This is a genomic window from Agrobacterium sp. ST15.13.013 (assembly GCF_027956525.1).
Lineage (GTDB): Bacteria > Pseudomonadota > Alphaproteobacteria > Rhizobiales > Rhizobiaceae > Agrobacterium > Agrobacterium salinitolerans.
Window position 1 is genome coordinate 284403 of the sequence record NZ_JAQKGP010000004.1, and the last position, 12049, is coordinate 296451.

The window sequence follows — 12049 nt, forward strand, 5'->3', positions numbered from 1 at the left end:
GGCATGGTCCAGCGGTCTCGTTTTGATGACTTTTTGATTTGCCCGATATCGCACCGTGCCCTTGAGGCACGCCGAGGGAACTCTAATGAACACATCGATCCTTTTGCTGCTACTGGCGCTCATCGGCATCGGCAGCTATCTGCTCGGCAGCCGGCGCGCCGTCGCCCTGTCTGGCGGTCGCCCGTCCAACATGCATTCCCGTGCCGGTTATCACGGCTCTTACGCGGTCGTCTGGGCGGTGCTGCCCGCGGCGTTCATTCTCTGCGCCTGGCTCATTGTCAGCCCGTTGCTCGTCACTTCGGCGGTGCGCGGCGATTTTCCCGAGGATGTGCGCGCGCAGTCCGAAGCGCAGCAGAGCCTGACCTACGGCATGGTGACCTCCATCGCCCGTGGCCTGCAGCGGCTGACGCCGGAGGAAACCGCGCAGGTCGAGGCGGATACGGCTGCGGTCCGGCCGCTTCTGGCTTCCAAGGGTGTTGCAATCGCCGGTGATCCCGAGCGTTTCATGATCGATGCCGCCCACACGCTCAACAGCATGACCGCCACCAGCCGCATCGCGATGATCGCCATCGTCCTCCTGGCCGCATTCGGTGGCGCCGCCTATGCGCTGCGTGCGATCGCGCCGCGTTTCCGGGCGCGCAACAAGGTCGAGAAAGTCATTCTCGCGGCCCTGCTCGTCGCTTCGTCCATCGCCATTCTCACGACCATCGGCATCGTCTTTTCGATGCTGACCGAGGCGATCCAGTTCTTTACCATGGTGCCGGCGCACCAGTTCTTTTTTGGAACGGTCTGGGATCCGCGTTTTGCTGCGGCGGGTGCCACAGACTCCGCCGGCCAGTTCGGCCTAATCCCGCTGCTCGCCGGCACGCTTTATATCGGTTTCGTCGCCATGCTGGTTGCGGTTCCGGTCGGTCTCTTCTCGGCGATCTACATGGCGGAATATGCCTCGCCGCGTTTCCGCTCCATGGCAAAGCCGCTGCTTGAAGTGCTCGCCGGCATTCCCACCATCGTCTACGGTTTTTTCGCGCTGACGACGGTCGGTCCTTTCCTCAGAGACATCTCCACGCAGATCAATGGTCTGGCGACGGGCGACTACGCCAATTTCATCCAGGCGCAGAGCGTCATCACCGCCGGCTTCGTCATGGGTATCATGCTGATCCCGTATGTGTCGTCGCTGTCGGACGATATCATCACCGCCGTGCCGCGCTCGCTGCGTGACGGTTCGCTCGGTCTTGGCGCCACGCGTTCCGAAACGATCAAGAGGGTCATTATTCCGGCCGCTCTTCCCGGCATCGTCGGCGCCGTGCTGATGACGGCTTCGCGCGCCATCGGCGAAACCATGATCGTGGTTCTGGCCGCCGGCGTGGCGGCCCGTCTTCAGCTCAACCCCTTCGAGCCGATGACCACCGTCACCGTCAAGATTGTCAGCCAGCTCACCGGCGACCTCGAATTCACCTCGCCGCAGACGCTGGTCGCCTTCGCGCTCGGCATCACGCTTTTCGCCATCACGCTTTGCCTGAATATCTACGCGCTTTACATCGTGCGCAAATACCGGGAGCAATATGAATGACCGACATCGTTTCTCCCGCAGCCGGCGCGAGCGCCGTCAACAGGGCCACGCGCCGTGATATCGGCATCAAGCGCCGTTATGCCGCCGAACGCCGCTTCCGCGCCTACGGCATCGCGGCGATCTCCTTCGGCCTCATCTTCCTCTTCCTGCTGCTCTGGTCGGTTTTCTCCAAGGGTTACACCGCTTTCCAGCAGACGATGATCACCGTTCCGGTCGAGTTTTCCGAACAGATCATCGATCCGAAGAATGAACGCGCCACAAACCCGACAAAGCTGATGACGGCCAATTATCCCGTCGTCGCCCGCGATGCGGTCGCCAAGGTTCTTGGTGTTGCGCCGACGGACCGCGCCGGCCTACGCGCCGTCAGCCTGCTGATTTCCGACAGCGTGCGCACGCAGCTTCGCGACATCGTCGTTGCCGATCCCGCCGTTATCGGCACCACGCGCACCGTCACGCTTCTCGCTTCGGGGGATGTCGACAGCGCCTTCAAGGGCCAGGTCGATCTGACGGCGGATGAAGCCAATCGCCGCATCTCTAACCAGCAGCTCGGCTGGATGAACCAGCTCGCCGAAAGCGGCCAGCTCGGCAAACATTTCAATACCGGCATCTTCTTCAACGGCGCGTCGAGCCGTCCGGAAGCAGCGGGTGTGGGTGTGGCGCTGATCGGCTCCTTCTACATGATGCTGATCGTGCTGGTGCTGTCATTGCCGATCGGCGTCGCGGCCTCCATCTATCTCGAGGAATTCGCCCCGAAGAACCGTCTGACGGATCTTATCGAGGTGAATATCAACAATCTCGCGGCCGTTCCTTCGATTGTTTACGGTCTGCTCGGCCTCTCGGTCTTCATCAACTTCATGGGCTTTCCGCGCTCGGCCTCGCTGGTCGGCGGCCTCGTCCTGACGCTGATGACCCTGCCGACGATCATCATCGCGACGCGCGCTGCCCTGAAGGCCGTGCCGCCGTCTATCCGCGCCGCCGCCCTCGGCCTCGGCGCGTCCAAGATGCAGACGATCTTCCACCATGTGCTGCCGCTCGCCATGCCCGGCATCCTCACCGGCACCATCATCGGTCTCGCCCACGCGCTGGGGGAAACGGCGCCGCTGCTCCTGATCGGCATGGTGGCATTCGTCGCGAATTACCCGACAACGCCGATGGATCCGTCCACGGCCCTGCCGGTGCAGATTTACATGTGGGCGAACGAAGCCGAGCGTGCCTTTGTCGAAAGGACATCCGGCGCTATCATCATCCTGCTTTTGTTCCTCATTGTCATGAATGTTGGCGCAATCCTGTTGCGTCGCCGCTTCGAACGGCGCTGGTAGAGGGAGATTGAGCAATGAACATGTTGTCGGAAGCAGCAGTTGAAAAGGCGCTGGACAAGAAAATGAATGAAGTCTCATACAAGATGATCGGCAAGGACGTTTCGGTTTATTACGGCGAAAAGCGTGCGCTCTACGACGTGAACCTGAATGTTCGCGAAAATACGGTGACGGCGCTGATCGGCCCGTCTGGCTGCGGTAAATCCACCTTCCTGCGCACCCTGAACCGCATGAACGATACGATCGACGGTTGCCGGGTGACCGGAAAAATCACGCTCGACACCGACGATATCTACGATCAGGCAATCGATGTCGTGGAATTGCGCGCCCGCGTCGGCATGGTGTTCCAGAAGCCGAACCCTTTCCCGAAGTCGATCTACGAAAACATTTCCTACGGTCCGCGCATCCATGGTCTCGCCCGCAACAAGGCGGATATGGACCAGATCGTCGAGCAGAGCCTGCAGAAGGCCGGCCTCTGGAACGAAGTGAAGGATCGCCTGCAGGAATCCGGCACGGGTCTTTCCGGCGGTCAGCAACAGCGCCTGTGCATCGCCCGCGCGGTTGCCGTCAGCCCGGAAGTGATCCTGATGGACGAACCCTGCTCGGCGCTCGACCCTATCGCGACCGCAAAGGTCGAGGAACTGATCCACGAGCTGCGCACCAATTACACCATCGTCATCGTCACGCACTCCATGCAGCAGGCGGCGCGTGTTTCCCAGCGCACGGCCATGTTCCACCTTGGTCACCTTGTCGAGGAAAACGAAACCGACAAGATGTTCACCAATCCGGACGACCAGCGCACGCAGGATTACATCATGGGCCGCTTCGGCTGATCCCGGCCGGCGCTTTATCGAAACCGAACAAGACTGGTGCCTCTGCCGTGCCCGCTTCCGAGCACGCGCATGCAGGCCAAGCCGGAGGACTAGACCATGACACAGACAACGACCCATTCGCATATTCTGTCGGCATATGACGACGAACTGAAATTCCTGACGCGCCGTATCGCCGAAATGGGCGGTCTGGCGGAACAGATGTGCGCCGATGCCGTGCGTGCGCTCGTCAACTCCGACGCCGCACTCGCCCAGAAGGTCATTTCCGACGACGCGATCCTCGATCATTCCGAGCGTGAGATCGGCGACAAGGCCATTGTCACCATCGCCAGGCGCCAGCCGATGGCTGCAGACCTTCGCGAGATCATCGGCACGCTACGTATTGCAGCGGACCTCGAACGCGTTGGCGACCTCGGTAAGAATACTGCCAAGCGTGTCATCGCGGTTGCCGGCACCGGCGTGCCGCGCAAGCTCGCCCGTGGCATCGAACACCTCTCGGAACTGGCGCTGGTACAGCTCAAGGAAGTCCTCGACGTCTATTCGACACGTTCGGCGGAGAAGGCCAATGCCATCCGCGAGCGCGACGAGGAAATCGACGCCATGTACACGTCGCTCTTCCGTGAGCTTTTGACCTACATGATGGAAGATCCGCGCAACATCACTACCTGCACGCATCTTCTGTTCTGCGCCAAGAACATCGAGCGTATCGGCGACCACGCCACCAATATCGCCGAGACGATCTATTACATGACCACCGGCAGCCAGCCGGAAGGCGAGCGTCCTAAGGATGACAGTTCCAACACGCTCGGTTCGGTGACCGAGTAACAGACAGGCAGCGGCTTGCGGAGTTAGTATATGGTGCCCAAGATTGCAGTTGTGGAAGATGAGGAAGCGCTGAGCGTGCTGCTTCGTTACAATCTCGAGGCTGAGGGATATGACGTCGACACGATACCCCGTGGAGACGAGGCCGAAATTCGGCTGCAGGAACGTATTCCAGACCTTCTTATCCTGGATTGGATGCTTCCCGGCGTTTCCGGTATCGAACTGTGCCGTCGGCTCAGAATGCGGCCGGAAACCGAACGCCTGCCAATCATCATGCTGACGGCGCGCGGTGAGGAAAGCGAAAGGGTTCGCGGCCTCGCCACCGGCGCCGACGATTATGTCGTCAAGCCGTTCTCGACACCGGAACTCATGGCCCGGGTCAAGGCCATGCTGCGCCGGGCTCGCCCCGAGGTTCTGTCTTCGGTGCTGAAATGCGGCGATATCGAACTGGATCGCGAGACCCATCGCGTTCACCGCAAGAGCCGCGAAGTGCGCCTCGGCCCAACGGAGTTCCGCCTGCTGGAATTCCTGATGACCTCTCCCGGCCGGGTGTTTTCCCGCTCACAATTGCTGGATGGCGTCTGGGGTCACGATATCTATGTGGACGAACGCACCGTCGACGTGCATGTCGGACGTCTGCGCAAGGCGCTCAATTTTTCGCATATGCAAGATGTCATCCGCACCGTGCGCGGCGCCGGATATTCAATGGAAGCCTGAGGAAACCGAAACCGATGGTTTCACTCGGGAAAAATTCCGAAAATTCAGAAGGCCCGCAGCCGGGATGGTGGCGGGCCTTCTGAATTCGAACCTTCCCTAACGCGTGTCCTTGTTGTTTTTGAAGGCGACAGACGGTCTGCTGAGAGTCGGATTGCGCGGTGAAACCAGACAGGAGGGATGGCGCGGCACGTCGCCGACGAACTCAAAGTATTTGCCGCAAGGGCGCGTCGCGATTTTACATCCGCAGAAGGCGGAAGAAGAGGAATTGGGAGCGCCTCTCAAACAGCGTGCGCCCATTCCGGGACCGCCTTGAGTTTTGCCATAAAAAAACGGGCCCGAAGGCCCGTAGTTTTTGAGTGTCGAATGCGTGCCGCAACACTCAAGCCTTACGACGCTCGCTGACCGGCTGGTAGGCGAGTTTCGCATGGAACTTGCAATAGGGTGAAGATTCCAGCGCTTCACAACCGCAGAAATGGAAATCGTCTTTCAAGGGATCGCCGACCGGCCATTTGCAGGTGCGCTCCGTCAGTTCCGTCAACGTCAGGCGACGGGAAATCGGGGTGACGACGTTTCTGGAAGGAACGTAATCGAGGACTTCCGCGGTCTCGATGCCGATCTCTTCCTGAAGAGCCGTTGCTGCGTTGGAACGGGTCAGAACCCGAGCAGGCGCTGTGCCGACACGGCCCGCGAAATTCGTCGCGCGCGGGGCAGGAGCGGCGGCGCGCTTGGGCGCGGAACGCGCCGAAGTGACCGGGCCGCCGGCCTTGACGCGACCCGGCAGGTTGAGGCGGTGGACCTTGCCGATGACGGCATTACGGCTGACACCGCCCAGCTGCGCTGCTATCTGGCTGGCGCTAAGTCCCTCGGACCACAATTTCTTGAGTTTTTCGACCCGTTCGTCTGTCCAGTTCATGCCGCTTCTCCGCTCGTCGCGTATAATGTCGGCAGAATCCATCTCCGCCTCGCGGGCGTGCCGCGAGCGTGGTTTCTGCCTGATTTTCGGTGACTAGTTCCGCCGCAATGCAGTCTAGTAATTAGCGATTAACCTAGTGCCACGCAGACTCCGTGGCAAGAGTCGTGGGAATCATCTCGAATCGATTTTCCGGTTTTCCCCAACTTGCTGGCGAGTTGAGTCTGAAAGGCAACACCTTGGGCCTCATCCGCCGCCACCTACTAGGGCTTGAGAAGCCCGAGAAACGCGGACTTTTGTTGACATCGGCAGGCGAAGTGACAATAGTGCCCCTGCCGCCGCGAGGCGGCATTTTTGATTTTCAGGCGAGGGATAACCCCGAAAGCCTATTGACAACTGTCTGACAGCGCAACCGCGCAAGGAGTGATACAGCCATGGCCGAAGCCGCCGCGCCATTGTTCGATACGTTTGCAAGAGCCCCCCTGCGCTTCGAGCGAGGCGAGGGCGTCTGGCTGTTCACGGAAAGCGGCGAACGATATCTGGATTTTGCGGCCGGCGTTGCGGTCAATTCACTGGGTCACGCCCACCCGCACCTCGTGGAGGCGATCAAGACCCAGGCCGAGAAGGTCTGGCACGTCTCTAACCTTTATGAAGTGCCGGGCCAGGAAAAGCTTGCAAAGCGCCTGACGGAAGCGACATTCGCAGACAAGGTCTTCTTCACCAATTCCGGCGCGGAAGCGCTGGAATGCGCGATCAAGACGGCGCGCCGTTATCATTATTCCAAGGGGCATCCGGAAAAGTTCCGCATCGTCACCTTCGAAGGCGCCTTCCACGGCCGCACGCTCGCGACGATCGCCGCCGGCGGCCAGCAGAAATATCTCGAAGGTTTCGGTCCCAAGGTCGAGGGTTTCGACCAGGTGCCCTTCGGTGACGTTGATGCGCTGAAAGCCGCTATCACGGACGAGACGGCCGCGCTGCTGATCGAACCCATTCAGGGTGAGGGGGGTATTCGCGCACCAGCCAAGGAATTCCTGCAGCTGCTGCGGTCGCTCTGCGATGAGCATGGCATGCTGCTGATTTTCGACGAGGTCCAGACTGGTGTCGGCCGCACGGGCAAGCTCTTTGCCTATGAGCAGACAGGTGTTGCGCCGGATATTATGGCGGTTGCCAAGGGTATCGGCGGCGGCTTCCCGCTCGGCGCCTGCCTTGCGACGGCGGATGCCGCTTCCGGCATGACGGCAGGCGTGCATGGCACCACCTATGGCGGCAACCCGCTGGCCATGGCTGTTGGTAACGCCGTACTTGATGTCGTCCTCTCCGAGGGCTTCCTGGAAAAGGTTCGTGATGTCGCGCTGGTTTTCCGTCAGGGCCTTGCTTCGCTGAAAGATCGTTATCCCGATGTCATCGAGGAGATTCGCGGCGAAGGCCTGCTTCTCGGCATCAAGGCGAAGGTTCCCTCGGGTGAGCTGTTGCAGGCCATGCGCGCCGAGCATCTGCTGGGTGTGCCGGCGGGCGACAACGTCATCCGTCTTTTGCCGCCGCTCGTCACCACGGCGGAAGAGGCCCGCGAGGGCTTGGCGCGCGTGGAAGCGGCCGCCGCTTCACTGACAGTGAAACAGGCAAAGATCGCCTGAGGAAACAATAAATAGCGGGCCTCTTCCCCGAGGCTCGCGAGCATGGGACAGTTTGAAATGGCTTCACCTAAACATTTTCTCGACCTGTCGGCCGTCAGCTCGCAGGATCTGCGGGCAATTCTTGACGATGCCCGCGCACGCAAGGCCGCCACCAAGGCCGGAACGGCGGAAAAGCCGCTAGCTGGCAAGATGCTGGCAATGATCTTCGAAAAGCCGTCCACCCGCACGCGCGTCTCCTTCGATGTCGGTATGCGCCAGCTCGGCGGCGAGACGCTTTTCCTCTCTGGTACGGAAATGCAGCTCGGTCGCGCCGAAACGATCGGTGACACGGCCAAGGTGCTGTCGCGCTACGTCGACGCCATCATGATCCGCACGACGGATCATTCGCGCCTGCTGGAGCTTGCCGAACATGCGACGGTGCCGGTCATCAACGCCCTGACGGATGACACGCACCCCTGTCAGATCATGGCGGATATCATGACCTTCGAAGAACATCGCGGCCCGGTCAAAGGCAAGACCATTGCCTGGACGGGTGACGGCAACAACGTCCTGCATTCCTTTGTGGAAGGCTCGGCCCGTTTCGGTTACCGCATGACGATGGCCGTACCGATGGGCTCCGAACCGCATGACAAGTTCCTGAACTGGGCGCGCAATAATGGCGGCGAGATCATGCTGTGCCACGACGCCGACAAGGCCGTTGCGGGTGCGGACTGTGTCGTCACCGATACCTGGGTGTCCATGAACCAGGAACACAAGGCGCGCGGCCACAACATTTTCCAGCCCTATCAAGTCAATGAAGCTTTGATGGCCAAGGCGGAAAAAGATGCGCTGTTCATGCATTGCCTGCCGGCCCATCGCGGAGAGGAAGTAACGGATGCCGTGATCGACGGTCCGCAATCCGTCGTCTTCGACGAGGCGGAAAACCGCCTCCACGCGCAGAAGTCCATCATCGCATGGTGCATGGGCGTCATTTGATGAGCAGTCGCCCGGCCTGACACGCGTCACGCCGGGTGCTTGAACTTGACCGTATAGATTACCATCTGTGGGACTTCGAAGAGGCTCGTCGGTTTTGCTGGCGGGCCATCATCACGATTTGCACGTTTTTCCCCGGAAGCGGTTTCTCTTCCCGGGTCTCTGTGCGACAAGCGAAAAAAGCACATTTCGAAAGCCGGACTTTTGGACGGTAGCGGCGCCACGGCTGCGCCAAGGAGTATGACATGGCAGATGTAACGGTTGAACTGGAAGATCTCGATTTTGCTGGCGACGATAAGGTAGTGCCCTTTCAGGTCGAAGGTCTGGATGTGCGCGGTCGCGCCGTGCAGGTGGGTCCGCTGTTGAACGCCATTCTCGAGCGGCATGACTATCCCCCGACGGTCGCCCGCCTGCTGGCGGAAGCGACCGTTCTGACGGCGCTGATCGGCACCTCGCTCAAATTTTCCGGCAAGCTCACGCTTCAGACCAAGGGCGATGGTCCGGTCGATCTTCTGGTCGCGGATTTCACCGCGCCGGAAAGCATGCGCGCTTATGCCCGTTTCGATGAGGAACGGCTGGCGGCGGCGGTTGCGGAAGGTGCAACCTCGCCGGAGCAATTGCTCGGCAACGGCATTCTGGCCTTCACGATCGATCAGGGTGCGGGCATGCAGCCCTATCAGGGTATTGTGCCGCTCGATGGCTCCTCGCTGGAAGACATTGCCGGCGTCTATTTCCGCCAGTCGGAACAGCTTCCCACCCGCGTGCGGCTGGGCGTTGCCGAGTTCTTCGACCGTGATGGCGAAGGCAAGCCGCGTCATGGCTGGCGTGCGGGCGGCGTTATCGCGCAGTTCCTGCCGCAGGCGCCCGAACGGCTGCGTATGCGTGACCTGCATGGCGGTGACGGCGATGAAAGCGGTCACGAGGTGCAGGAGGACGATGCCTGGACGGAAGCCGTCACGCTGTTGAACACGGTGGATACCGACGAACTGACCGATCCGCAGGTGCCGGTGGAACGCCTGCTTTTCAGGCTTTTCCATGAGAGCGGCGTGCGCATCTATGATCCGCAGGCGGTTTTCGACCGTTGCAGCTGCTCGCGGGACAAGATCAAGGGTGTGCTGTCAGGCTTCACCGCCGAGGAGATCAAGGCAAGCGAGGAAGACGGCGCTATCGCCGTGACCTGCGAGTTCTGCTCCACCACCTATCGCTACGATGTCAGCGAATTTGAAAATGCCTGAATAGAAAGCCGCGCCCTATAAAGAGTGCGGCTTTTTCATTTGCCGGGCGCGTGGTCAGTTCAGAACCCGCATCAGACCCGGTGAATCCAGCGAAAAGGCGGGTATGGTGACGTTGAACACCTCGCCATTTTCCGTTTCCATTTCATAATGGCCGAACATGAGGCCGGAAGGTGTATCCAGCGGGCAGCCGGAGGAATATTCGTAGCTGTCGCCCGGTTTCAGATGCGGCTTCTCACCCACGACGCCCGGTCCATAGACCTCATCCACCTGACCGTTCTGATCGGTGATGTGCCAGTAGCGATTGACGAGGGTGACCGGAATATCGGAATTGTTCGCGATCACGACTTTGTAGCCCCAGACGTAACGATCGTCATCCGGGTCGGATTGTTCCTCGAGATAATACGGATCGACCGTTACCTCGATATCCCTTGTCAGAGCACGATACATACGCGCCACACCTCGATATTATGCCTGCCGCCGTATCCTACACTATAGGCTCTGGCGATCGTCAAGAAAATGAATGACTTGACGGGCAGGAGGCGTCTCCTGATGCGCTTTTTTCCACCGTTAGGGATAACGGTAAAGGTAAATATTGGTTGCCTGATGCGGTCTTTCGGGCTGGACAGGCGAACCATGGCCCGACACGCGGTCAGGCCATGGCGATTTGCCGATTGAATTCTCAGGCCGAAACGGCCGCAAGACCCTTTGCCAGATCCTCCAGCAGATCGTCGGTATCCTCGATGCCGCAGGAAAGGCGCAGGGTGCCGCCGGAAATGCCGAGCTCGGCGCGCGCCTCGTCAGTGAGGTTCTTGTGCGTCGTCGTGCCGGGGTGGGTGATGAGGCTCTTGGCGTCGCCGAGATTGTTTGAAATCTTCACGATCTCAAGCGCGTTCTGCAGCTTGAAGGCCGCTTCCTTGCCGCCCTTCAGTTCGAAAGCCACAAGCGTCGAACCGCCCGACATCTGCCGGGCGATAATGTCCGCCTGCGGGTGATCGGCGCGGCCGGGATAGATGACCTTGGCGACCTTGTCGTTCTCCGCGAGAAAGTCGGCGATTTTGCCGGCATTGGCCGTCTGCTGTTTGACGCGCAGCGGCAGCGTCTCGATACCTTTCAGAAGCGTCCAGGCATTGAAAGGCGACATGGCCGGGCCGGTATGGCGGAAATAATCCTGCAGTTCTTCTTCGATCCATTTCTTGTCGGAAAGGATCACGCCGCCAAGGCAGCGACCCTGACCGTCAATATGCTTGGTTGCCGAATACACGACGATATGCGCGCCGAGTTCGAGCGGCTTCTGGAAAAGCGGCGTCGCAAAGACGTTATCGACCACCACTTTCGCGCCGATCTGGTTGGCGAGTTTCGCCACACCGGCAATATCAACCACTTCGAGCGTCGGGTTGGTTGGGCTTTCGAGGAAGAACAGCTTGGTGTTCGGCTGGATCGCCTTTTCCCAGTTGCCGAGATCGCGTCCGTCGATCAGCGTGCATTCGATGCCGTATTTCGGCGCAAGCGTCTCGACCACCCAGCGGCAGGAGCCGAAGAGGGCGCGTGCGGCAACGATGTGATCGCCGGCGCGTAGCTGGCACATGATGGCGGCGGTGACGGCGGCCATGCCCGAGGCAAGCGCGCGGGCGTCTTCAGCGCCTTCCAGCAGGCACATGCGCTTTTCGAACATGTCATTGGTGGGGCTCGCATAGCGGGCGTAGATGAAACCGTCTGTTTCGCCCTTGAAGCGCGCTTCGGCGGCCTCGGAGTTTTCGTAGACGAAACCCTGGGTCAGATAGATTGCTTCCGACGTTTCACCATACGGTGAGCGTAGCGTACCGCCGTGAACCAGCTGGGTTGCCGGGCGCCATTTATTGCTCATGTGATCCCCTTCAAAACAAAAAAACCGGCCGCAAAAGCAGACCGGTTCCTAGCACCCGGTCTTTTTAGCCACTTGTTTAACGTGGCTGCAAGCCGACCGGCCAAATCACCACGGGATAAGTTTGCCATACTGCCGTTATCGGCTTGCGTCAATGCTTTCCTTTTGGTTTTGTCGCCGTA

General features: G+C 60.0%; 11 protein-coding genes and 1 riboswitch. Of the genes, 8 read left to right on the forward strand and 3 right to left on the reverse strand.

Translation table 11 applies throughout. From position 1 onward, the window contains the following. Positions 1 to 85 precede the first annotated feature (85 nt). The 5 genes from pstC to phoB all read left to right on the forward strand — a co-directional run bounded on the left by pstC (position 86) and on the right by phoB (position 5255). Positions 86 to 1570 (forward strand): phosphate ABC transporter permease subunit PstC, encoded by a 1485-nt coding sequence (gene pstC, locus PL597_RS06750; protein WP_142912665.1) that lies wholly within the window; start codon positions 86 to 88, stop codon positions 1568 to 1570. Next, the gene (gene pstA, locus PL597_RS06755; protein WP_077985366.1) at positions 1567 to 2889 is read left to right on the forward strand and encodes a phosphate ABC transporter permease PstA; all 1323 of its coding nucleotides are present in this window, start codon (positions 1567 to 1569) and stop codon (positions 2887 to 2889) included. The genes pstC and pstA overlap by 4 nt, the downstream gene beginning before the upstream one ends. A gap of 14 nt (positions 2890 to 2903) precedes the next feature. Next, positions 2904 to 3719, forward strand: coding sequence for a phosphate ABC transporter ATP-binding protein PstB (gene pstB, locus PL597_RS06760; protein ID WP_077985367.1), 816 nt, complete (start codon positions 2904 to 2906; stop codon positions 3717 to 3719). Positions 3720 to 3815: 96 nt separating this feature from the next. Next, positions 3816 to 4541, forward strand: a complete 726-nt coding sequence (phoU, locus tag PL597_RS06765; protein WP_077985368.1) for a phosphate signaling complex protein PhoU — start codon at positions 3816 to 3818, stop codon at positions 4539 to 4541. Between the two features lie 30 nt (positions 4542 to 4571). After that, a complete protein-coding gene (gene phoB / locus PL597_RS06770; RefSeq protein ID WP_003493692.1) occupies positions 4572 to 5255 on the forward strand; it encodes a phosphate regulon transcriptional regulator PhoB in 684 nt (227 codons plus the stop codon). 379 nt (positions 5256 to 5634) lie between these two features. On the opposite strand, the gene PL597_RS06775 is transcribed toward phoB, so the two are convergent. Further along, the gene (locus PL597_RS06775) at positions 5635 to 6168 is read right to left on the reverse strand and encodes a GcrA family cell cycle regulator (RefSeq protein WP_077985369.1); all 534 of its coding nucleotides are present in this window, start codon (positions 6166 to 6168) and stop codon (positions 5635 to 5637) included. Positions 6169 to 6599: 431 nt separating this feature from the next. On the opposite strand from PL597_RS06775, the gene PL597_RS06780 reads away from it, so the two are divergent. From PL597_RS06780 to PL597_RS06790, 3 genes are all read left to right on the forward strand, one after another. Next, positions 6600 to 7799, forward strand: coding sequence for an aspartate aminotransferase family protein (locus PL597_RS06780; RefSeq protein WP_142912668.1), 1200 nt, complete (start codon positions 6600 to 6602; stop codon positions 7797 to 7799). 57 nt (positions 7800 to 7856) lie between these two features. Further along, positions 7857 to 8774 carry an ornithine carbamoyltransferase gene (gene argF, locus PL597_RS06785; RefSeq protein ID WP_003519982.1) on the forward strand — a complete coding sequence of 306 codons (918 nt, stop codon included), beginning with the start codon at positions 7857 to 7859 and terminating at the stop codon, positions 8772 to 8774. Between the two features lie 242 nt (positions 8775 to 9016). Continuing rightward, complete coding sequence (locus PL597_RS06790; RefSeq protein ID WP_271364803.1) at positions 9017 to 10006, forward strand: Hsp33 family molecular chaperone; 990 nt, start codon at positions 9017 to 9019, stop codon at positions 10004 to 10006. Positions 10007 to 10060: 54 nt separating this feature from the next. On the opposite strand, the gene apaG is transcribed toward PL597_RS06790, so the two are convergent. Both apaG and PL597_RS06800 read right to left on the reverse strand, forming a co-directional pair. Then, entirely contained in the window at positions 10061 to 10453 is a 393-nt protein-coding gene (apaG, locus tag PL597_RS06795) for a Co2+/Mg2+ efflux protein ApaG (protein WP_003503545.1), read from the reverse strand. A 232-nt stretch (positions 10454 to 10685) separates the two neighbouring features. Further along, a complete protein-coding gene (locus PL597_RS06800) occupies positions 10686 to 11870 on the reverse strand; it encodes an O-succinylhomoserine sulfhydrylase (protein ID WP_077985373.1) in 1185 nt (394 codons plus the stop codon). A gap of 43 nt (positions 11871 to 11913) precedes the next feature. Next, positions 11914 to 11992: riboswitch (SAM riboswitch) on the reverse strand. Positions 11993 to 12049: the final 57 nt, after the last annotated feature.